Origin of the sequence: Leptospira dzoumogneensis (assembly GCF_004770895.1) — a bacterium.
Taxonomy (GTDB): domain Bacteria; phylum Spirochaetota; class Leptospiria; order Leptospirales; family Leptospiraceae; genus Leptospira_B; species Leptospira_B dzoumogneensis.
The window spans coordinates 60,832-83,651 of sequence record NZ_RQHS01000022.1; the positions used below are offsets into that span (position 1 = coordinate 60,832).

General features: G+C 42.3%; 21 protein-coding genes. 6 read left to right on the forward strand and 15 right to left on the reverse strand.

What is annotated here, in order from left to right; genetic code table 11:
- Positions 1-224: 224 nt before the first annotated feature.
- Positions 225-1,319, forward strand: a complete 1,095-nt coding sequence (locus tag EHR06_RS17250) for an AraC family transcriptional regulator (protein ID WP_135758147.1) — start codon at positions 225-227, stop codon at positions 1,317-1,319.
- Here the strand turns inward: EHR06_RS17250 and EHR06_RS17255 are convergent.
- Both EHR06_RS17255 and EHR06_RS17260 read right to left on the reverse strand, forming a co-directional pair.
- Positions 1,316-1,693, reverse strand: a complete 378-nt coding sequence (locus EHR06_RS17255) for a hypothetical protein (RefSeq protein ID WP_135758148.1) — start codon at positions 1,691-1,693, stop codon at positions 1,316-1,318. The two genes, EHR06_RS17250 and EHR06_RS17255, sit on opposite strands and share 4 nt — an antisense overlap.
- A gap of 96 nt (positions 1,694-1,789) precedes the next feature.
- On the reverse strand, positions 1,790-2,305 hold the full coding sequence (locus EHR06_RS17260) for a hypothetical protein (protein ID WP_135758149.1): 516 nt from the start codon (positions 2,303-2,305) through the stop codon (positions 1,790-1,792).
- 169 nt (positions 2,306-2,474) lie between these two features.
- Here EHR06_RS17260 and EHR06_RS17265 point away from each other — a divergent pair, with 169 nt between their 5' ends.
- Positions 2,475-3,476 carry an SDR family NAD(P)-dependent oxidoreductase gene (locus EHR06_RS17265; protein WP_135758150.1) on the forward strand — a complete coding sequence of 334 codons (1,002 nt, stop codon included), beginning with the start codon at positions 2,475-2,477 and terminating at the stop codon, positions 3,474-3,476.
- An 8-nt stretch (positions 3,477-3,484) separates the two neighbouring features.
- Entirely contained in the window at positions 3,485-4,123 is a 639-nt protein-coding gene (locus tag EHR06_RS17270; protein WP_135758151.1) for a TetR/AcrR family transcriptional regulator, read from the forward strand.
- A 226-nt stretch (positions 4,124-4,349) separates the two neighbouring features.
- Here EHR06_RS17270 and EHR06_RS17275 read toward each other — a convergent pair whose 3' ends face one another.
- The 13 genes from EHR06_RS17275 to EHR06_RS17335 all read right to left on the reverse strand — a co-directional run bounded on the left by EHR06_RS17275 (position 4,350) and on the right by EHR06_RS17335 (position 19,507).
- Positions 4,350-6,212 (reverse strand): esterase/lipase family protein, encoded by a 1,863-nt coding sequence (locus tag EHR06_RS17275; protein WP_135758152.1) that lies wholly within the window; start codon positions 6,210-6,212, stop codon positions 4,350-4,352.
- Between the two features lie 105 nt (positions 6,213-6,317).
- Positions 6,318-6,509, reverse strand: coding sequence for a hypothetical protein (locus EHR06_RS17280; RefSeq protein WP_135758153.1), 192 nt, complete (start codon positions 6,507-6,509; stop codon positions 6,318-6,320).
- On the reverse strand, positions 6,496-7,290 hold the full coding sequence (locus tag EHR06_RS17285; RefSeq protein WP_135758154.1) for a pentapeptide repeat-containing protein: 795 nt from the start codon (positions 7,288-7,290) through the stop codon (positions 6,496-6,498). The genes EHR06_RS17280 and EHR06_RS17285 overlap by 14 nt, the downstream gene beginning before the upstream one ends.
- Positions 7,291-7,488: 198 nt before the next feature.
- Complete coding sequence (gene rpmE, locus EHR06_RS17290) at positions 7,489-7,689, reverse strand: 50S ribosomal protein L31 (RefSeq protein WP_008592280.1); 201 nt, start codon at positions 7,687-7,689, stop codon at positions 7,489-7,491.
- 24 nt (positions 7,690-7,713) lie between these two features.
- Positions 7,714-9,138, reverse strand: coding sequence for a transcription termination factor Rho (gene rho, locus EHR06_RS17295; RefSeq protein WP_135758155.1), 1,425 nt, complete (start codon positions 9,136-9,138; stop codon positions 7,714-7,716).
- Between the two features lie 288 nt (positions 9,139-9,426).
- Positions 9,427-10,548, reverse strand: coding sequence for a helix-turn-helix domain-containing protein (locus tag EHR06_RS17300; RefSeq protein WP_135758156.1), 1,122 nt, complete (start codon positions 10,546-10,548; stop codon positions 9,427-9,429).
- A gap of 255 nt (positions 10,549-10,803) precedes the next feature.
- Complete coding sequence (locus tag EHR06_RS17305; protein WP_135758157.1) at positions 10,804-11,460, reverse strand: PROCN domain protein; 657 nt, start codon at positions 11,458-11,460, stop codon at positions 10,804-10,806.
- Positions 11,460-12,479, reverse strand: a complete 1,020-nt coding sequence (locus EHR06_RS17310; RefSeq protein WP_135758158.1) for an adhesin OmpL37 family surface protein — start codon at positions 12,477-12,479, stop codon at positions 11,460-11,462. Before EHR06_RS17310 ends, EHR06_RS17305 begins: the two co-directional genes overlap by 1 nt.
- Positions 12,480-12,684: 205 nt before the next feature.
- The gene (locus EHR06_RS17315) at positions 12,685-13,911 is read right to left on the reverse strand and encodes an LL-diaminopimelate aminotransferase (RefSeq protein WP_135758159.1); all 1,227 of its coding nucleotides are present in this window, start codon (positions 13,909-13,911) and stop codon (positions 12,685-12,687) included.
- A gap of 4 nt (positions 13,912-13,915) precedes the next feature.
- Positions 13,916-14,275 carry a DUF2203 domain-containing protein gene (locus tag EHR06_RS17320; RefSeq protein WP_135758160.1) on the reverse strand — a complete coding sequence of 120 codons (360 nt, stop codon included), beginning with the start codon at positions 14,273-14,275 and terminating at the stop codon, positions 13,916-13,918.
- Positions 14,276-14,285: 10 nt separating this feature from the next.
- The gene (gene pyrB / locus EHR06_RS17325) at positions 14,286-15,212 is read right to left on the reverse strand and encodes an aspartate carbamoyltransferase (protein ID WP_135758161.1); all 927 of its coding nucleotides are present in this window, start codon (positions 15,210-15,212) and stop codon (positions 14,286-14,288) included.
- 219 nt (positions 15,213-15,431) lie between these two features.
- The gene (locus EHR06_RS17330; protein ID WP_135758162.1) at positions 15,432-18,557 is read right to left on the reverse strand and encodes an efflux RND transporter permease subunit; all 3,126 of its coding nucleotides are present in this window, start codon (positions 18,555-18,557) and stop codon (positions 15,432-15,434) included.
- Between the two features lie 8 nt (positions 18,558-18,565).
- Positions 18,566-19,507 carry a fatty acid desaturase family protein gene (locus EHR06_RS17335; RefSeq protein ID WP_135758163.1) on the reverse strand — a complete coding sequence of 314 codons (942 nt, stop codon included), beginning with the start codon at positions 19,505-19,507 and terminating at the stop codon, positions 18,566-18,568.
- Between the two features lie 194 nt (positions 19,508-19,701).
- Between EHR06_RS17335 and EHR06_RS17340 the strand changes: the two genes are divergently transcribed.
- The 3 genes from EHR06_RS17340 (at position 19,702) to ruvA (ending at position 22,528) form a co-directional block, all read left to right on the forward strand.
- A complete protein-coding gene (locus EHR06_RS17340; protein WP_135758164.1) occupies positions 19,702-20,808 on the forward strand; it encodes an MBL fold metallo-hydrolase in 1,107 nt (368 codons plus the stop codon).
- A 92-nt stretch (positions 20,809-20,900) separates the two neighbouring features.
- Entirely contained in the window at positions 20,901-21,881 is a 981-nt protein-coding gene (locus EHR06_RS17345; RefSeq protein ID WP_135758165.1) for a TonB-dependent receptor, read from the forward strand.
- 11 nt (positions 21,882-21,892) lie between these two features.
- Positions 21,893-22,528, forward strand: a complete 636-nt coding sequence (ruvA, locus tag EHR06_RS17350) for a Holliday junction branch migration protein RuvA (protein ID WP_135758166.1) — start codon at positions 21,893-21,895, stop codon at positions 22,526-22,528.
- Positions 22,529-22,820 lie beyond the last annotated feature (292 nt).

Consider the following 22,820-nt stretch of genomic DNA (forward strand, 5'->3'; position numbering starts at 1 on the left):
CATCGACCGCCTCCATAGGTTCGGATAGCCGAACTTATCGGATCGGACATCCAACGGCCCTTGTAGGAGGTCCTACAACCCGTTTTGAACCGCCTGTTGGAACTCCTACGATCAATTTTAACCGCAGCGGCAAAACTCAGTGATCTCTGCGTCTTTGCGGCTCTGCGTGAGAAAGCGAGTTGCATAATGCTACCCGGCGAAATCAAATAGCATCCGGCTCAAGCATGGAATACCTGCATCTATTTTTCCTGAAATTTCTACAGTTCGGAGCGGGAGCGGCATTTTTATACGCCTATCTGGAAATCATCCGTCCAGGTTCCGGAAATCGGATCTTAGTTCTGATCATGATCCTAACCGGAACAATACTACTCCGATATTCCTGGTATTTGCAGGACGATTTATTAGAATTTCCTTATCTATTTATATTCTTACATACCAGCGTAATATCCGTAGGACCGCTGATCTACACTTACATCCGTTCCTTCTTAGAAACCGAGGAAGAAAGTCCGAAAGAAAAGTTACTCCGCTATGGACTTCATTTTTCTCCCGTTCTATTATTTACAGTCTTCGAATGTATTTTCTTTTCACAAGACAGTACTGAACTGAAGGCCCAGGTAATACAAGGATCCAAAGAATTCAGACTGGATTGGGCCCATTTAGGAAGTTTTATCGCAAGCGTTCAAGTCTCAGTGTATTCCTTATTCTGCCTTTATCTATATCATAAAGTCAGCAAAAAATACGAGATGTACGAATTAAAATTGGTATGGTTAGTATTACTTCTTCCGGTATTCGCGAACAGCCTGATAGGAACTGCTTATTTCCTAAAGAACAAATATTTGTTCGATCTGGGAGCTTCTCTCATTTGTATCATGGTGTTTTTGTTATTCTTGGTAAGAGAAAGACATCCTGGTTTTTTCAGCGAGATCAGCGAAGTCATCCAAAGTGCAAAATACCAAAATACCCCCCTTCTCTCTAAAGAAATAGAAACTGCCAATTCCAAATTAAAAGAACTATTAGAGACCAAAAACTTATACAGAGACAGCGAATTGAGACTGGTGGACCTTGCGGCAGAACTCGGACTAAATTTACACCAAACTTCCAGATACCTAAACGAAGTTCATAAAATGAATTTTTACGAACTAATCAATCGTTATAGAGTGCAAGAAGCCTGTAAACGTCTGATAGAAGAATCAGAAAGTTCGGTTCTAGACATTGCATTTGCAGTCGGCTTTAATTCCAAATCCACCTTCCATTCCCAGTTCGTAAAGTTTATGGGAATTTCACCTGCGTTGTACAGGAAGGAAAAAGGAAGTAGCTAAAATACCGCAGAAATTCCTAAATAATATCCTCGTATCTTTTCTCTACCTGAATCAGGAGTTTGGGGATAGATAGTAAATCCATCCGTGTATTGGTAATAAGAAACATACACATCCGAATAATTCTTATAGGAAAAATTAGATCTATTATAGTTATATCCGAAGTATAATTTATATTTTTCGAAGAAAATATAGGAAAAGGAAATGTCCAGTTCGGACCCTCTAAACACTCCCATGGTATTATGCTGAGGATATATTTTATATAAAAATGCAAATTCCTCAAAACTGGAGCCGGTCCATTCTAAAGATGTATCGAAACCTTGTCGACTTGAACTCCTATGCCCTTCCGTATAATAAAGTTCCAAACTTAAATTCAAATAAAGAGTATCATATAAACGTAAATTACTTTTGATCGCTACCTGCGGCCCTAAAGTCTGGATTTTTTCCGCGGCAATTCCGTATAAATTTCCGGATCACAGATCAGTATCTATTTTTCTTAAACCTGCCCCGAAATATAATTTTTCCTTAAAAGGAGTCAAAGCATAAGACAGGTAATTTAGTTTATAATCCTTTCTTTCCAAATCCATCAGATCTCGTCTTACAAATCCGTAGCTGCCGTCGTCGTTCGCGTAAATAGAATGATAGCGGGCCTTGGTAAGTACGTTCTGAGAAAATAGGAATTCTACCCCGTATCTTTTCTCCTCGTCTACAAATTTGAAATACAAAGGATAAATGGTCCTGACATTTCCAGTCAGATTAAAATCACGATTCACTTGTTCTTGTGCGATGTTCGCATTCGATTGGTAGAAGTAAGGATCGTATTGGGATTTCATGATCCTAAATCCCAGTTCGGAAACTTTCTTAGGAGAAGTAGAGGCTTTATTCGGCTCGGAAACCTGCTCGGTGTTTCCTGAACTTTGTGCAGAGGGATCCGAATTTGCAGGATCTACCGGAAGCCCCTGGGAATATAAAGAAGTAGTAAGGGACAATATTGTTAAGCGAAATAAAATGCAAAATCGGCACTTTCCAAAAATATGCCAAATTGGCAGTATTAGATTTCATTTAAACTACTCCTTCGATCTCTCTTTTTTTAAAAATAATTGACTATTGGTATATTATTTATAGTCCAATGGTATATTAATTAATGAGGTGAGGCTCATGAAAAAAGTATTGGTAACCGGTGCGAGCGGGCACCTGGGGTTTTCTCTAGTAAAACTTCTTCAGGAAAGAGGTTATGATGTGACGGCTGCGGTTAGAGATGCGAACGACTCTAAAAAAACTTCTAATCTGAAAAAGCTGGGAGTAAAGTTAGTCTCCGCCGATCTGGGAGATAGAGAATCCCTTCGTAAAGCTTTGCAAGGACAGGACGGCTTATTCCAAGTGGCTGCGGCTTTCAATCTGACTGCCAAGGATCCCCAAAAAGAAGTTGTGGAACCTAATATCAACGGAACCAGAAACATCTTGGAAGAAGCATATAAGGCCGGGATCAAAAAAGTAGTATATACTTCCAGCATCGCCGCAGTAGGAACCATTGCAGAAGGAGAATCTCCTCTGAACGAATCCACATGGAATGATTCTGCAAAAGAACCTTATGCGATCTCGAAGACCCAATCCGAAAAATTAGCTTGGGAAATTTCTAAAAAGTTAGGTTTGAATCTAGTAACCGTTCTACCTGGAACTATTTTAGGCCCTCAGTTCACCCAACCTACTTCTTCCTTAAAGCTGATACAGGACATTCTAAAAGGACAACTTCCCTTCGCTCCTAAGATGACTTTTTCTTATGTGGATGTAAGAGATGTTGCAATGGCGCATATCTTGGCTTATGAAAATCCTGCAGCGCAGGGAAGATATATTGCAACCGGCGAAACTTTGTCCGTTTCTCAAGTTTGCAAATTAGTAAAAGAGATCCATCCTAAAGCAAAAACGACCGGAAAGGAACTTCCTTCCTTTATCGTTCGCGTTATGCCTTATCTGGATGCTTTCAAACATGCTGTCACAGGTTTGGATAGACAGATCAATTCCGAGATAGTGCAGGATTATCTGCAAAGAAAACAAGAGTACAATTCAGATCGATTGGAGAAGGAATTCCAATGGAAACCTATGCCTGTCAAAAAATCACTCCAAGAGACGGTTGACTGGATGTTGTCCGCTGCCGTATAGTTTCCTAAGTGGATAAAAAAAGAGCCAGAAGGCCGGAAGAAAAGGAAATCCGCAAGCAGTCCATCGTGGCTGCTTTGCGGGAACTTCTGGTAAAACAAAAACATCCTCTTCCCAGCACCCAGGAGATCGCAGAAGTAGCAGGTGTCACTAAGGGTGTGATCTATTTCTATTTCAAAACTAGGGAAGAAATTTTCCTTACACTTCATTTGCAGGAAACTGAATCCTTTTTTAAGGAAGTGCAGGAACTTTTACAGGGCTCCGATTATTCTTTAGCCAAATTGAAAGAAAAGATCATCCGTCAGTTTTCCCAAAATGAAATTTTTATGTTCGTAGGTCTTATTATTCCCGGGATTTTAGAAAGTAATGTGGATCGGGATTTTCTGTACGAGTTCAAAAAAAATACATCGGACGGAATGGATGAACTTGCAAGAGTTTGGCTTTCTAAAGAGACGGGTCTTACTATCTCGAATGCCAGAAAGTTTATATTACGTTTTTATTTTTTAGGTCTGATGCTCTGGCAGCACCATAATCCTCCTAAAGAAGTGAAAGAAGCTTTTTTGAACAAAAATCTTTGGCTTTTAGAAGGAGAGCTGGACCAAGTGCTTTCCGAATCCTTTGATTGGCTTTGGAAAGGAATGAATTCCTAAAAGAAAAGACCGGCAGCGCGCTGACCAAGGAATTTACATCGCGCAGCCGGTCCGAGTTAATTCGCTTTCTATTTCGTGCAAAACTAACATCGGGCATTATTAATGCAGACACAAAATTCCTTAGCATAAAGAAATTTTTTTATCCCAAATAGTATATAAAAAATACCTTATATACCATTCTGGATACCGAATTACAAAAATTATAATTTAACCGAGGAAGTAGAATTCATCTTTTTGAGATCCCCGAATGTTCCCAGAGAATTCTTTTGATCTCCAGAATGGTGGGCATATGATCTTGGACGGAATGATCCGAATCTATCAGTAGTTCCGACTCCGCTCCGTCTATATGAGAACTATCATAAGAAACTACAGAATCATTGATCCATTCCAAATCCCTAAACTTAGAGTTCCCTATGATAGAATGGAAAGGGACTTCAGGCTTTAACTCTCCTGTGACCTTCATGAATAGGCTATTCGGAGAAAGTCCGTCTACTCCGTAAGTTTCCGGAAGAATGGATTCTTCTTCCGAATCGGCGGTTAAAAATTTGTAGGCTTTTCCTATATTATGAAGAGCACCTTTTGGAAGTACAAATAAGATCCTTGCGATAGAAGCCAAAAATCCTTCTGCGAGATTGGAACCTCTATGTGGTGTGGCGATGAACACCGCTCTTTTCACAAAAGGTAAGGGTTTGAATTCGAATACTCGTTTTACTTCTTCCTTTGACTCAGAGTTAAGAGAATCGAATTTTTCGGGAGAAACATTTGCAACTTTCATCCAATCTTCTTTTTTACTTCTGGTCACCATTAGTTTAGAAAGAAGTCCACCCATGCTATGTCCTACGAGCATCATCTTATCAAAAGAAGAGTCTTCTCCTTTCGGATCGTAAGTTTTACGCAGATCTCGGAGGGTATCCCTAAAATCCGCGGCGGAAATTGTGATCGGATTTCCGGTAGGATACCAATAGACCCAGAACTGGTAGTTATCCTTGATCTTAGGATCTGCCAAGAGTTCGTTTATCATCGGGAACCAAATAAAAGGAGAAGAAGCAAGACCATGCACAAACACTACCGGGATCTTTCCTTTTCTGTAAGGATATACCAGGTACAGCCCTTTTCTTTCCAAAGCTACTTCCCCGTCGAACTTCGCAAAAAATCCGTCTCTTTTTTCTGCGCCTGATAACATATATGCAAGCGGAGTAGTAGTATCACTTTCCATAGGCAGATCCAATCCGGAAAACTGGACTCTGTCCCTATGCACAGGATCGTATAGATGGATAACCGCTTTTAAAGTTAAATTACGATTTTCTAAATAAGATTCTTCCAGCGTTAAAAGTGCGGTTCCCGGATATGCCTGACCTACCCCTGCTACGAATTCGTATTTTCTTCTTTCGATCGGTTCTTTTTCAGGATGTTTTCGGATGAGAATTAGAGGGGTTCCTATCCCGAATTTACTGATCTGGTTGGAGAATCCCGCATTTTTATAATCGTAGGCAACTTCGACTTCCAAAAAGTTTTTCGGGGTCCAGGCAGTCTCCACTTCCGCCCTGGCCATGGAGAGCGCTCCTCTTATAAGTGGAAGATTTAGATCCGTTAGATTCGCTAGTTTCCTATTTCTTTTGGCGAATCTGACTAATTGTGCGAGTGATCTATTATATGTTTCTAATGCAAATCTAAACTCCATGGAGAATGGATCCGCGGCAGGGATCGCTTTTTTATCGAATAGATATGTATAAGAATATACTAAGGAAGAAGCGAACATCCTTGCGAACATTGGATCTTCCAGGTCCAGTTCGGATCCCACATGATAGCATAACTCCGCCAAATAATAGGCAAGCTCTCTTGTTTTTAAAGCCATCAATCTATTATCTAGATCATAGATAACTACTCTGGGAGATTCTTGGTATCTTTTGTATAGATCGTTACTTTTTAAAAATCTGGTGGTGATCAGACTTAAATTTTCGGAAGAGATCGCATTCTCACGAACTGTTCTGATCTGTTCGTATTTGGAATAGGATATTGTGGAATAAGTAGCAGTCCCGCATTCCAGAAGACTAAGACTGAGTAGAATCAGTAATTTGCGGGAAGCCACGTTTTTCTCACGCAGAGGCGCGGAGACGCCGAGTATAAAGGTTTAGAGTCACCCAAAACTTCTCTGCGACTTTGCGGCTCTGCGTGCCCAAAAATTCTGCGCCTCTTATTCGATCGGAGCGAGGTCCGAGAGAGTAAGATCTTCGATTGTGTGGGGATAACCTTCTCGGTCATTATAGAGAACGGAGACCTTGTCCCCGTTAATTTCTTGGATCTCCACTTGAGCGCCGGTGAGTACGATCACTCCTTTTAAAAGAAAACTTCTTTTGGTCAGTTTGGCTTTATCACCCGGCTTCATGTTTCTCCATATAGATATCTTTTCCTTCCTTCTTCATGGAAGAGAAAATATGTATTTGTCTTTGGTCTACTCTTGTGCCTATATCATAGACTGCGTCAGTGAAGTCCGCGCCTTCTATCTTAGCTCCTGCGAGTTTTGCCCAACGTAAGTCTGCACCTTTTAAATTGGCCCCGGTTAGGTCCGCTCCGTTTAGGAAGGCTCCCCGCAAACGGGCTCCTTCGAAATTGGCTCCCACAAAATTACAGTTGGTTAAGAATGCGTTGTTTAGATTCGCTCCGGAGAAATCCACTCCGTGTAGATCTTCCTTTTCTAATATGATAGAAGATAGATCCTCTCCTTTTAGGTTTCCATTTTGAGAGAGTATTTCTTTCGCTTTGGCTGCAGTGATCCTTCTTTCTTTTGGGACACCGGCACCTGTTTCGTAATCATGGATTGCTTGTTGGAGAGCCGCTACTGCCGACTCGGGATAATTTTTACGACGCTCAGGAAACTCGAATTGTTTTTCGACGTCGTCAGTGGTTACGTTTTTGAGTTCGTCTATGGTTTTACCTTTTGCGATCTCTGTGGCCATTGCAAGTGCAACGATCCCGAACCCACAACCGGTGGTAGTATAACTTGCATCCGTTACTTTTCTATTCTCATCGATTTTGAGATAGATACGATACCCGTCTCCACAACCTACATTCCTATAGTTGGAAACAACGGTTGCATCTTCCATTTCTCTATAGTTTAGTCTTTGGTCATTGATCTCTTTGTATCTGTTAAAATCCATTACTGACATGATGATTGCCTTTCTTAGATTAGACTTTGTTGATGGACGAGGAAAGCACTTTTAGTAGGGAAGATCCGCTTTTTTGAATGCGTCAGGGATTCGGAGTGGTGCGAAGCAGTCGTGTAGCGACCGGAGCGAAGCGCAGCCCGGAGAAGCCCGACCTTCGCACCAAGTGCGAAGGGGACGCCACCGAGCCTAAAATCTCGATTAGGAAATTTTGTATTTTTTCTTGAACTTGTCTACTCGACCAGTTGTATCCAGGATTTTGGATTTTCCGGTGAAGTATGGGTGGCAGTTGGAGCAAATTTCCACGTGGATGTCTCCGACCGTAGTGCGAGTCTCGTAAACCGCCCCACAAGCGCAGCGAATTTTGGCGTCAGCGTATTTAGGATGGATGTCTGTTTTCATGTTGTCCCCTTTTCCAAAATCTTATTAGGCGTTCATACTGCCCAAGAAGCTCTCGTTAGTCTTAGACTGTCTCATCTTCTCGAGTAATAATTCCATGCTTTCTGTGATGCTCATGGGAGAAAGCACTTTTCGGAGCACAAAGACCTTCTGGAGGGTTTCCTTAGGTAATAGAAGCTCTTCCTTTCTGGTTCCGGACTTGTTGATATCGATCGCAGGAAAGATCCTCTTATCGGATAGTTTCCGATCCAAGTGGATTTCCATATTACCGGTACCTTTGAACTCTTCGAAGATCACCTCGTCCATTTTGGATCCGGTGTCCACAAGTGCGGTTGCGATGATCGTAAGTGATCCGCCTTCTTCGATATTTCGAGCGGCCCCGAAAAATCTTTTAGGTTTATGAAGTGCGTTTGAGTCCACACCACCGGAGAGAATTTTTCCGGAAGTCGGGATGACCTGGTTGTATGCGCGTGCAAGACGTGTGATCGAGTCGAGTAAAATGACCACATCTCTTCCATGTTCTACCAGTCTTTTTGCCTTTTCGATCACCATCTCTGCGACCTGAACGTGGCGGGTAGCTGGTTCGTCGAATGTGGAAGATACTACTTCTCCTCGAACATTTCGTGCCATGTCGGTTACTTCTTCCGGACGCTCGTCTATGAGCAGCACGATGAGTGTAACTTCAGGGTGATTGCGGGTGATCGCATTTGCCACGTTCTGCATCAGGATCGTTTTTCCCGTTCTAGGCGGCGCAACGATGAGTGCTCTTTGTCCCTTTCCGATCGGACACATTAGATCTACGATCCTTGTGTCTAGCTGAGAAGGATCATGTTCCATTCTCAATCTTTCGTTCGGATAAAGCGGAGTTAAGTTATCGAATAACGCACGTTTGCTTGCTACGTCAGGTGTGTATCCGTTTACGGTTTCCACACGGAGCATTGCGAAAAATCTTTCGGATTCTTTCGGAGGACGGATCTGTCCTTCGACCGTATCTCCTGTCCTTAGCCCGAATAATTTGATCTGAGAAGGAGATACATAAATATCGTCCGGACCGGGAACATAGTTATAATCGGGAGATCGGAGGAAACCGTATCCATCAGGCAATCTTTCCATTACGCCTGCGGCATGTACCTGCCCTTCTCTTTCTGCTTGGGCTTGCAGGATAGCGAATATTAAGTTTTGCTTTTTTAGTCCGCCTGTATTCTCTACGCCAAGGTTCTTAGCGACTTCGATCAGTTCGGCGATGGATGTTTTTTTGAGTGCTACTAGATCGATAGGAGCCGGTGTAGGTCCCTCGTAGGAGCCACGACGTCTTTTTCTGGAACGGATCTCCGCTGTTTCCGGATCATCTTCCGGGAAATTCGGTTCTTCTTCGTTATTATCGTTTTGTGCGTCGTTATTGTTGTTTTGATAGTTGTTTCGGGGCTTGGAGTCTCGTCTTGGGTTAGCCATGGAATACCGTTATTAGGATTTGGAAGGAAGGCCTTCCTGTATTCATTTTTTATTCGATTAAGAGCGGGTTTTGAAGGATCCGGATAGTCGGTTCTTTTTCTATAGTCCGTTACAGAAACCTATGTTTTCGATAAGTTTTAGTTTCGGGCTTCAAGAGTCGGACCTCTGGGACAGACTCTTAAGCGACCGGGGAATCCCTTATTTTTCAAACGAGCGAGTTGCTCGGAAGAGAGGAAGGGTCGGCTCTTAATGTGGACTATTTCCAGATTACAAACTCTGTCAAGGCTTTTATTTTTGCTTTGTCCTTTTTTTAGACGTGGATTTTTTCTTAGAAATTACCTGCTTTTTTTTAGAAGCCGGTTTGGGTTTAGTTTCCGCGACCACAGGTTTGTTTGTCTGCGGAACTGTCTTCTTAGTAGGGCCCTGTTTGCCAGTTTTCTTTCTGGGGATAGGCTGGTCCTTATTCAATTTAAACTTACCGGTTAGATCCAAAAACTTAATTCTATTTTGTAGAGTGGTTCTTGGCACTCCCAGATCTAAGGCAGCATGGGAAACATTCTCTTGGTTTCTTTTGAGCGTGTGATAAATATAACTTCCTTCCACTTCTTTTAACATCGTTTCGAGTGGAAGTTTTTGGTTGAATGCTTCCGTAACGGAAGGGAACTCCATTCCTTCTCCGTCTTGGCTGTTCAGTTTTGCGGAAGCCGGGGAGAAGTGATACAGATAACCTAGAGGTTTTCCTTTTTGTTTTAAGATGGAAACTCTTACGATACAATCCAGGTCTGGAAGAAATGTCTGAACGGATAGTCTTCCTTCCTCTAACCTAAGCTCATGGTTTTTTAGATAATTTCCAAGCAAGTCCTTGGACATTTCTTTTAATAGTTTTTCCGCCTGGAGAATGCTATCCCTAAACCATTTTTTGACCAATATGTCTTTTTCGAATGTCTCGTTATAGAATACGGTATGTCCATCCAGGTCTGTGGCGAGTAATCCATCCGGAAAATTTTGGAGAAGTACTTCCATAAACCATTGGCTTTGTTTTGCCTTTTCTTCTTCCGATTTCTGAGGAGAAGTTTTAGGTTTTTCTGTCTCCTTAGCCATCCAAGAAGATCTGCTAAGCTCTGCAAGAAACCTAGGTTTATCCCAATCTTCCAATTTTTCTCCCATAGGACCTAATACAGGTATGGTTCTTTGTTTTTGGAAAAATGCTAGAACGGTTTCCGGAATTTCTCGGATCAAAAACTCCTCCGGGATCCTTTCAAATTCCCTTTCGGAAGCGCTTAGATCTGCGAGTTCCATTAGAACTCTTTCTTTGGGGAGTAATCCTAGTAAACCTTTTCCTTCTTCCCAAACAGGCAAATGACTGGCAGGACTATAGAGAAAAAATTTATATAAAACTTCGATTCTCATTGGAAGAAGGAGGATAATTTCCTCCAGAATGACTTCTTTTGAAGCCTAAGCGAGAAAATGCCTCTACTTTTTTTGCTGTTGAGAATAGTTTTTTAGCGTAGAGCCGCAGTGACTTAAGAGACACAGAGTTAAAGATCACGCAGAGACGCTAAGGCGCAGAGAACTTTTAATTTTATTAATCATAAAAACATCTCTCCGCGGCTCTGTGCCTCTGCGTGAGAATTATCTCTTGCGACTCTTCTTGCTCTGAGGCTCTTATTTCACTAAGCGATTGGCTGCTTTTTTGTATTCTTCCGGATAAGGAAGTTTGGATACTTTTAAGCTGGACAGAGAGTATTTTAAGGATCTTTTATATAGAACCAATGCGTAAAGATGGTTTCCGTCCCTGCGGAATTTATTTCCGGAAATCCATTCTTCTCTGGCCATTCTGAAATAATCATTGGCCCTTTCTTCTTCTTTAGCGGTCAGCGGATGATGCTCTTCCGATCCCATTTTCAAAAAACGGGATTCTTTTGCCACATGCTGGAGTAGTTTATCCGAAGAAGTTTCAGCGAATTCAGACCAACGTTTCATCGATTCGGGAAGAGCTCTCTCGAGTAACGCTAGACTGTCCGCCTTCTCTTGAACGCTCCCTGCTTTGGAAGCTGAGTTTAGATCTGCGGAATAATTTTCTATTTTTTGAAGGTCTTTTTTAAGTTCCGAGGACTCGAATGAATTTCCGATCTCTCTTAAGATCTTTACTTTGGAATCCACCGATTTTTTTCTTTCTCTGAATCCTTGGGTGGACTGAGAAGAATAGATCCTTCCTGCAAGTATTGTCACCGCGATAAGTGAAAATACTAGCATCCATTTCCAAAATCTGCCTCCTTTTACTCTAAGGGACATGATCTCGGCCGGAGTAGGAAGATCCATTAGTTGGCTCCACCTTGCGCAGGAACAGGAGGTAATGCTTCTTTTTTATTGATATCGTCTACACGGATCTCTTCATTACTTTTTTCTAAAAAGGAAACCCTTCCGTTGGTGATAAAGCTGTAATTATCGTCGTGAACTTCGAGTAGATCTACAGGATTATCTTTTCCTTCTCCCGGAGGCGCGATCTTTGGAGAAAGTAATTCGTTATCTATATAATCGATTAAAGTGTTTCTGATACGATCGTAGTCGGAGATATTTTCTTTCTCCGCAATATTTCGAACTTCGTCCAGGTTCACGAATTGGAACTCACGCTTATCGTCATTAGGAGTTTTAGCTGCGATCATCGCGAGAAGTGCGAATCTCCTGGCTCTTCTTGCGATCTTGATCCCTTCTCCAAAAAGTACCAGTTTCACTCTGAATTGGTAAGGAGAAGAATTATAGGCACTGGTAAAATTATCTTCCGAGGATTTTAGGTCCCTGAATCCGAGCTTCAGTAAATGTTGCGCGATCTTATCGTTGGAACGAATGATCATCGGAGAAGCTGCTTCTAAAAGAATACGAGCGGTTTTGATATAATTTTCGTGAACTACCTGGAAGATGTCTTTCATCTCCCCTTGTGCGGCTTTCAGGTTTTTATATGACAAACTGTAATTACTTTGGAAATACCACATATTCCCGTTGAAGTCGGCTTGGTTTGCCTTCTTGAATGATCTATAATTGTCTATAGTATTCAGTTTTTTGAAAAGTTCAGTCTGCCCGCTCGCGGTTGCAGTTTGCCCGGACTGTGCATTTTCTGCAGCAGTTGCCACTCCTGCCTGGGACTTAGGCCCTCCACCCTCTTCCAAAGGTGGCGCAAGATTACTCACGCAGATATTGATGAATTTTATATTTATCTTATTCTCATCTATCAGGATCGCGAGATTTGTCTGGTCCGGAGAAACTGCGTAAGTCCTATCCGTGAAAAAAATCGGCGCCGCAGCGAATATAAAAAGAAGAATGCGTGTATATTTCGAACCCATAGCTTTCCCTACTAGTAGTCTATCGGCAGGGTCTCGAAATGTATATTCTCTTTTTTTTGGATAAAAGAGGCGCAGAGCTGGTTGAGGCGCAGCGCTAATGATCACGCAGAGGCGCTAAGACGCGGAGAATCTCATGTTTACTAAACTAAAAATCCTCAGCGTCTCTGCGTGCAAAAAACTCTGCTGTCTTTGAAATCTCAGTCCCTCACAAAGAACTGATGCGGCGGATCGCTTCGATCACATCGTCTTTTTTTCCGAAGGCGGAAAGTCTGAAATAACCTTCTCCCGCAGGTCCGAAACCTGAGCCTGGAGTTCCTACCACCTGAGCCTTATCCAGTAATTGGTCGAAGAAGTCCCAAGAGCTGAGATTATTCGGGGTTTTGAGCCAGATATAAGGAGCGTTTACCCCTCCGAATACTTCGTATCCTGCTTTGATGAGTCCCTCTCGGATCAATTTTGCGTTAGCCATATAAGTATCTATGCTTGCGCGGATCTCTTTTTTACCTTGAGGGGAATAGATTGCCTCAGCCGCTTTTTGGGTCACATAAGAAACACCGTTAAACTTGGTGGTATGTCTTCTGCTCCAAAGTTGCCCTATGGAAACTTCCTGGCCGTCTTTTGTTTTTCCCTTTAATTCTTTAGGGATTACTATATAAGCGCAACGAAGTCCTGTAAATCCTGCGGTTTTGGAGAAGGAGCGGAATTCTATCGCGACTTCTCTGGCTCCTTCTACCTCATAAATGGATCTAGGAACTCCCGGCTCGGAGATGAATGCCTCGTATGCGGAATCGTAAAGAATGATACTATTATTCTTTTTAGCGTATTCTACCCAAGCCTTAAGAGATTCTTTAGAGGCCACTGTTCCGGTCGGATTATTAGGAAAACATAAATAGATCAGATCAGGTCTTTCTTTAGGGAAATCAGGCTGGAATCCATTCTCTTTTGTAGAAGGCATATAGATCAGGTTGGCGTATCTTCCGTCAGGACCGGCCTCTCCCGTTCTTCCTGCCATCACGTTAGTGTCCACATAGACTGGATATACTGGGTCTCCGATCGCGATCTTTGCATCTTGGGAGAATATTTCTTGGATATTTCCGCAGTCACATTTGGATCCGTCTGATACGAAAATTTCGCTCTCGTCCAGTTTTACACCAAGAGGAGCATAATCATTATCTGCGATCGCTTTCAGTAGGAAAGAATATCCTTGTTCGGGCCCGTATCCGTGGAATCCTTCCGGAGTTCCCATTTCTCTGGAAGAAGAAACGAGCGCTTCCACAACGGACGGAGCCAATGGAAGAGTAACGTCTCCGATCCCTAGTCGGATGATCTTTGAGTTTGGATGTTTTTCGGAATAAACTTTTACTCTTCTTGCGATCTCCGGGAAAAGATATCCCGCTTTTAATTTCAGATAATTTTCGTTTATATTTGCCATTGAATTATTCGTAATCCTCGTCTATGTTTTGGATCGGTTTGCGTCCTGCAAAACCCTCGTCGTATCCGTGTTCGAAAAGAAGGTCCTCTTCTCCCAGATGCCAACAATAATAACCTTTTCCGTTATCGAAGTCCACGAGCCAAAGCCCTTTGACCTCTATACCAAGTTCCCGGACCTTTCCGGACCATTCCACCAATAGTTCTTCGACCTTGGTTTCTCTGGCTTCCTGCTCATTCTCTTGGTATAAACCGTTTTTCAGTTCTTGGTGAACCTTTCCCACGGTTTCGTAAAATTCTTCCGTGATAGATCTGACATAGGGCAGAATTTTACGTGCTTCTTCGTATGTCCAGATCTTACGTTCCATTCTACTCCGTTTAAAAACGAACGCCTAGTGAAAGGCAGAGTAACGTCATTCTGCTCACCACTCCGTATTTTGCCTGACGGAAGTATGCCGCGTTCGGAAGATCATCTACATCCGTAGATAGTTCGTTCACTCTTGGAAGAGGATGAAGAACAGTGGTCTCTTTTTTAGATGCTAGTATCAATTCTTTGTTCAACTTGAAGGATTCTTTTAATCTTTCGTATTCTCTATGATCCGGAAATCTTTCTTCCTGGATGCGAGTCACATAAGCAATATCACATTCCCAAACTTTTTTGATATCGTCGGATTCTTCGAATGTGATAGGAAATCCTGCAAGTCCCTTCTTATAAGACTCGGGAAGTGAAAGTTCAGGCGGAGAAATCAGATATAAGTGAACTTTATAATGGCGGAGAAGATTGATCAAACTATGGATCGTTCTTCCATATTTTAGATCACCGATGAATGCGAGAGTGAGTCCGTCCAATTTTCCTTTTTCGGAAATGATCGTGTATAGATCGAGAAGTGCTTGGGTAGGATGCTGCCCTGCTCCATCTCCCGCATTGATGACCGGGATTTTTACTGCACCCGCTGCAATTCTGGAAGAACCTTCTACAGGATGTCGGATCACTGCGATGTCTGCGTAAGCTTCTACCATTTTCATGGTATCGTATAAGGTCTCGCCCTTGGAGATGGAAGAAAATTGGAAACCTACCGAGGAGATTACCCTTCCCCCCAATCTTTCCATGGCGGCTTCGAATGAAAGTCTGGTCCTTGTAGAAGCTTCGAAAAAAAGAGAAGCCAGAAGTTTGCCTTCTAAAATTCCAAAGGCCTTATTTTGCTCCACCAGCCTTTCCATCTCTCGAGTTCTCTCGACTAAAAAGTCCAGATCCTCTTTGGAGAACTGGTCCGTATCCAGGATATTCTTATGCTCGTACGCCATTTTCTGGACAGATTGATCCGGCCGGACCCGGAGGCAAGAGAATTAAAAGGGCGGACTTTCACACGGAGAAGCGGAGTCAGAAAAAGGCACTGGAATTTTTGGCACGCAGAGACGCGGAGCCACAGAGTTAGGATTTACTAAAATCCAAATTCTCTCTGCGTCTTAGCGTCTCTGCGTGAGAGAAAAACTGCGTCTCTATTATTCTCTGCGCCTCTTATCTCAATGGTGCCTAGGCTCCGGTTTTGTTTTAAAACCTAATTTTTCTCTCAAATGACTGAACACTGAAAGTGTTACAGGAACATAGAGTAAACTTCCTAAAGTTCCGAATCCAAGTCCCCAACCTAATGCCAAGGTCATAGGGATTAGTACCGGATCTGATCCACCAACACTATAAGCTGTAGGAAGAAGTCCCGCAACTGTAGTCAATGTGGTTAGCAAGATAGGACGGAACCTTCGACGGCTTGCTTCTAGTAAGATCTCATCCAAAGGTGCATTGGAAGATTTGCGTATCGAATCTATACAATCCACAAGCACGATGGATGCGTTCACAAGAACTCCAGCAAGTCCAATGATACCGATCAAAGCCAAGAAGCTGAATGCTTTTCCGGATAATACGAATCCTGCTACGATCCCTACGAATCCAAGTGGAATTGTGCTCAAGATCAGAAGTGGCCTTACCACATTCTGCAAAGTTAGTGCAAGAATGATAAAGATCCCAAGTAAAGCTATGAGTCCCGCTTTTCCTAGAGAGGCCATGGACCTTTGTGTGTCCTTCTCCTCTCCTCCGAATACGATGGAAACTCCGGGGTATTGTCTTTCGATCAGAGGTTTGAACTCATCGATCACTTTCTGGTTTGCTTCGCGAGAAGTCATTCCGGACTCAATCTTGATCTCTGCGTTTACTGTGACCGCCCTTTCAAAATCCCTGTGGGAAAGTAATTCAGGAGAATCTTTCAGATCCATTCTGGAAATTTTTGCAAGGTTGGTGATATTTCCCGCCTTGTTCCTAAGAGGAATACTTTTTACTTCTTCCGGATTTTTACGGAAGTTCTTATCATACATCACTCTTAGATAAATTTTAGTTTTTCCCTGCCGAACATTACCTGCTCTTTCTCCATCATATGCTGTTCTGAGCATGTTTGCTGCGGAGAAGGTGGACACTCCGGTAAAACTTTCCAGTCCTTCGTCCAATTGGATGTACATCTGTTTTCGTCCGTTCCTATAATCATCACGGACAGAATGTACACCTTTGATACCTTTTAAGAAGGATTGCAGATCCGCAGAAACTTTTTTGAGGACTTCATAATCTTTCCCTAATATACCGATCGTAATAGGAGCTCCGATCGGAGGCGCCATCGCCATTTCTTCCAGATATACGTCGGAAAGTCCCGGTGTTTTTCGGATATCATCTTCGATAGAAGCTAATATTTCGGATGCCTTTCTTACCCTCTGGGATTCCGGAGTCAGATACACCAGGATCACTCCCAAGTTCTCTCCGAATCTGGAAAGTGGATCATCAGGATCCGTTTGTTGTACTCCGATCTTGGTAGAATAACTTACCAATTCTTTTTGAGGGATCTTTTTCAAGATCTCTTCCATATACTTCATCTTATCTCTAGTATGGAAGATACGAGAAGAAGGTGGGAATTCCGCCTTGATTAGGAAGATCTCAATGTCTTCTTTCGGGAAAAGAATAAAGTCCATCTGGGACATTACACCGCAGGAACTCATGACAATGAGTATGATCGCAAAAAAAGATTTGTTTCGATTTCGGATCGTGAAAGCCACGAAATCTGCAAATCGTTCTTCCATTCTTGCGAAAAAATTGTCCAAGGATTTTCTGAAATTGGAGGACTTCTTCAATTCTTCCGGAGTTTTTGCAAATGCAGCGATCCTCGCAGGAAGGAATAAGAAAGACTCAATCAAACTCGCAGTTAATGCGATGATTACCACAAGTGGGATCTGCCAGATGAATTTTCCCATGATCCCGGCCATGAATAACATGGGAAGGAATGCTGCTACAGTTGTTAAATAAGATCCGAAGATCGGCACCAACATCTCCGTAGTTCCTTTCAAGGCAGCGGATGTTTTGTCCATCTTCTCGCCTAGATAGGTATAAATGTTTTCCGAAATTACGATGGAGTTATCCACGAGCATCCCGAGCGAGATGATCAGTCCCATCATAGAGATCATGTTAAAGGAAACATCGAAGAAAGGAAGTGCTGCGAATGTCATCAACATCGAAAGAGGTAATGACATAGAAGTCAGAGTCGCAGTTCTAAAATCTAGGAACAAAAACAAGATCCCGAAAACGATCAAAAATCCGATAAGCGCATTCGAAGAAACCACGTTCAATCTGTTCTTGGTCCTTTTAGCTTCATCGTTTAATTTGAATGTTTTAATTCCTTCCGGATAAACTTTTTCAAGCTCCTTTAACCTAACTTGTACATTGTCTGCAACTTCTATCGCGTCCGCTCTTTCCTTTTTGATCACGGACAGGACCAGACCTTGTTGTCCGTTCGCGATCGCAAGGAATCTCGGGTATTCGAACGTATCTTCTACCCTTGCTAGATTTCCAATACGCACAGTGGAGAATATATCATTTGTCCTGACAGGAATTTTCCCGATCTCGGAAGGATGTTTGAATTCTCCGTCGATCCTGAGATCGAATGCATTCTCAGAATCCACGGAACCTGCAGGAAGATTGATATTACGAGTGCGGATCGTTCTTGTGATATCGGAAAGATCCAATTGGTATTGTTTCAATCTGTCCGCATTTACTAGAATATGCCATTCTCTATCACGTTTTCCGAATACGTCTACTCTTGCAATTCCTGGGATCTTTTCTAATTCCAGTTCTATAAATTCAGCGATCGTATGAAGTTCTATCTCGTCCTTACCGCCGTAAACGGAAAAGTCCATAATAGGAAAGGAACCTGATTTTCTTTCCGTAATTTTAGGTTTTTCCGTGACCTGAGGAGGAAAATCTGAGATCGCATTGTCTACAGCTCTGCGGATCTCATCCAGAACTTTTTCCGGATCCTTCTCCTCTAAGCTTACACGAACATCTATATCGGAAACAGAGTTACGGGAGAAGGAACGGATCTCATCTATACCGTCTATCTCCTTGATCTTCTCTTCGATCGGATACGTTACCCGTAATTCCACATCCGCAGGAGAAGCTCCCGGGAATTTTGTGGTGATCACGAGCTGCTTCATATCCACATTCGGAAAAGCGTCCCTGCGCAGACCGCAAAGGGACATTCCCCCCGCGGCAACAATGAATATGACTCCCAAATACATGAAGAGTCTATTGTGAATGAAAGATTGTATTATCGTTCTCATATGTTTTTTTATTTAGAAATTTTTCCATCCAAAGGTTCTAAGAGCCCGCCCCATTGGCTCCATGCTTGTTTCATAAAACTTTTGTCCCAGGTTTCTCCGCAAACCTCCATCTGCTTAGGTAATCGATCCCAGGAACATCCAGGGAATCTATGATGAATCCTATGATAATTAAAATGTAAAAAGAACGCGCTTACCGTTTTCGGTAGAGTTAAATTAAAGGCCGAATTTTTATCATTAATTTCTTTCCCGTAATGATACGCATTATCGAAAAATGATATAAAAAAGGACCTGCTCAGAAGCAGGAATACCAACAAAGGCCAGTTATTTTTGAATAACCAAAAAGAAGGAATATAGAAGGCCAAAATCCAAAAAATATCCTTTCTAAGTTCTTCCAAAATTTCAGGTCGATAGATCCACTTAAAAAAACCTTCTTCTATAGGATACTCAATGAAACGATCCGTGATCGGTTTTGTCCAACGAGAAGGTAATGAAAGTAAAAGCCCTGTCCCTACTTCAAAAATGTAAGTCGCCACAGTAATTCTGAAATAATAATTCAAACTCTGGAACCATCTTGGCTTTGAAGAATTTGGATCATAAAATTCTATCCGATCACCAGGTTCTCTATTGAACTTATGGTGCATTAGATGACTACATTTCAGAACTGAATAAGGAGCCCCGAACACGATACAAAGAAACCTTCCCCAAAAATGATTCTGCTTTCTTTCGTTCGAAAAATTCCCATGAATACTTTCGTGGATCAGATTCCAAAAAGTATAGGACACCGGCCCCAAAGCTGCGGCAAAAACCCAAGCTGCCCAAACAGGAAAACTACCGAATAATAGTCCCAATGGTAACAAAAAATGGAAGCTGATAAATAAAAATAAGATCGTCAGCGAAAGTATTCTATTTTTCGCAAATGGCAGGTCTCTGATCTGTATAGAAGCTTCCATTTAGGATAGAACGGGTGAGAGCTGAATTTTCTGCAAGCAACCTGCTAAAACTGGGAGCGGTAACATCGGTCGGTTTGAAAAAAAAATAGTCCGATCTTATATTGCCCGGAAGAATAGAAATAAATTGATTAAGTTCTCTTTCTTTTAGAAAAAACTAGGCTCCAAAAACGTTACAATAGGTCCAAAACATCAATATGAGTTTAATATTCCATTCAGCGACTCTACTACTCGCAATTTCATTTTTTTATTGTTTTCCGTTGGATCCGGACAGGGTAAAGTCCCCCAGCTATAAAGAAGGTAGATATCATAATTTAGATCCGGATGAAGAATTGCAGGGAAAGTCTCCTTTGGCTATCCTACGCTGGAAACTCTGGGGACCTAAGGACCCTCCTGCGGTAGAAGGTCTTACGGATGAACTTCCTACCGTCTTAGAAAGAAACTCTAAAGATCTAATCGCTCCGGAAGGAAAGGTAAGAGTGGTTTGGTTCGGGCATGCCACTGTATGGATCTCTTCTACCCTAAAAGGAAAAACAGTAAATGTTCTGACAGACCCTATATTTGATGCTCCCATTTTAGTAACGAGGCTTGTCAAACTTCCTATCCCAAAAGAGGATCTTCCTCCGGTGGATTTTGTGGTAGTGAGCCATGCTCATAGAGATCATTTGGATAGAGATACATTACGATATCTAAGAAGTAAAAATCCGAACTTGCAGATACTTCTTCCTTCCGGAATGAAATCATTTTCTGAAGAAGAAAATTTAGGCTCCACTGTTTCACAAGAGTTAGGACAGATTAGCACTAAGGATTCGGTAAAGATCACATTTCTTCCTGCGCATCATTGGAGCAGAATGGGGATCTCCGACACGAACCAATACTTCTGGGGAAGTTATTCTTTAGAGGCTCAGGGAAAGATCATCTATTTTGCAGGAGATACCGGATATTCTTCTCATTTTAAAAATATCTCGGAACGTTTAGGCAAACCTGTGGATCTTGCACTTCTTCCGATCGGAGCTTATAAGCCTAGATGGTTTATGAAATACGCTCATATCGGACCGGAAGAAGCTTTAGTGGCGACCAAGGATCTAAATGCAAAGTCATTTGCGCCTATCCATTGGGGGACATTTCCATTAGGAGATGATCTTCCTAAGGAGCCTATGTTGGACCTCAAACAAAGGCTCTCCTTCCCGATATCTCCCGATACAAAAGGGATCCATCCTCCTTCTGACGGAATTTCCTGGGGAAAAAAGGACGGAGTCAAAATTATACCATGGACTATAGGCAGCGGGATAGACCTGGAATGATTTGGAAATTTCTATCCTAAGAAAAAAAGGTGCCTCCCGGAACTATTCCTGAATTCTGGCATAGAACTGTATCCCGGAGGCTTCCGTCCATAATGAGATCCGAAACTAAATCTTCATTCTTCATCCATTATATTATTTTAATACTACTGACCTTCTCCACTTCCCTGTTTGCCGTAGGGGGAGAAGAAAGGATCTATCCTCTCAGTATGGCTCAGGCAAAAACGGAACCTCAGCCTGAACAGGTAAAAAAAGAAGAAAGAAGGGTGGACCAAAGAAAAGGCCGCTGGTCCTTCCAATGGGGATATAATAGAGACTCTTATACTCAGAGTGATATCAATTTCAAGGGTCCCGGATATCATTTTACTCTGAAAGATGTGGTTGCCAGGGACAAACCGGAAAAATTTTCCACCGATGTGTACATGAACCCTTCTCTTTGGGAAATCCCTCAGTATAATTTTAAACTTACCTATTATATAACTGATAATCTGTTCATCGCATTCGGACAAGACCATATGAAATATGTAATGTCCAGAGGACAGGCGGCCAATATCAGCGGCTACATAGATCCGATGGCGATAGAATGGGCAAGACTTCATACTTCTTTCGAATCCGCTCCTTATGCATTATTATTTCCTAATAATATAAATCAGTTCGCAGGATACCACGGAGGAGAAACGATCAATATCAGTCCGGACTTCCTGAAATTCGAACATACCGACGGACTTAATTATCTATTCGTAGATGTAGGTTATGTTGCACCGCTTTGGGTTTCTCCCAACGGAGAGAACGCATTCAGTTTAGTGGGTTCCGTCGGAGCAGGACCGGTAGTATGCAGAAGTGATGTAAGATTATTTGGAGAAGGTCATAATAATAGATTTCACCTTTCCGGATACGGAGTCTCAGGGTATTCCGCGCTTAGGATCGACTTATTCAAATCATTCTTCTTTGAATTCGGAGCAAAAGGTGGATATATAGACCTGACAAGCATCTATACGAACGGAAAATCCAAGGATAGAGCGACTCAGAATTTCGGATTTGTGGAAATGATTGCCTCCGCAGGCATCACTTTTTAAACTTTCCCGACATGATCTCAGGACTACAAGGTTCCATCCGAAAACTGGAAGTAGGCTCCGTACATTTAGATGTCCACGGAGTAACTTACGAAATCGTAATTTCATTCAAGACCTATTGGGAATTGAAAGAATTCCAAACTTCCGCAAAAGAAGTCAGACTTCATATCTATCATTCCATCAACGAAAGAGGACAAAAACTTTTCGGATTCCTACAGGAAAGAGATAAAGAATTTTTTAAAGTGATGAAGGGCCTGCACGGAATAGGAGAAATGACTGCGCTCAAAGTTCTCTCCTTCTTCAGCCCTTGGGAATTACATAAGATCGCTTCCTCCGGAGCGGCAAAAGACCTGGAAAAAATCCCGAAAGTCAGAGCCAAAACCTCCGAAAAAATCTTTTTCGAAGTAAAACAAAATCTCAAAAAACTAGAATTGTTTTTGGAAGCCGGCTCGGAAGATCCTTCCGTTCCGGAAACCTCTAAAGAAAAACTTCCTTCTCCTGAAGATCGTTTTAAAGAAACCGCGGTCCAGGCACTTGTTCAACTAGGCTTCGAAGACAAATCCGCTCTCAAGGAAGTGGAGAAGATACTGAAAAAGCAAAGTTTTACGGATACCGGAGAGCTGATCCGAGAGATATTAAAAAACCTTTAAATAGTAGAGCGGCACTGAGAACGGGATTCATTCGTATGTTGGAACTCCTACGTGGGATTGAAGGGCGCCCCCGCCCACGTTCGGGTGGAGGAGGCGGGCTTGTGGGAGAAGCCTTTCCCCCTATACACGAAAATCCCCTAAACTACAACCCAAATTTTCACTCACAACATTTGTAGGAATTCCAACATCTCCCTTGCGTCTCCTCATCTCTCCTTCTCTCCGGAATCAATATTCCAGTTCATATTCAAAAAATCTAAAGAATCAATTTGACTTTCCTTAAGAAACAATTCAA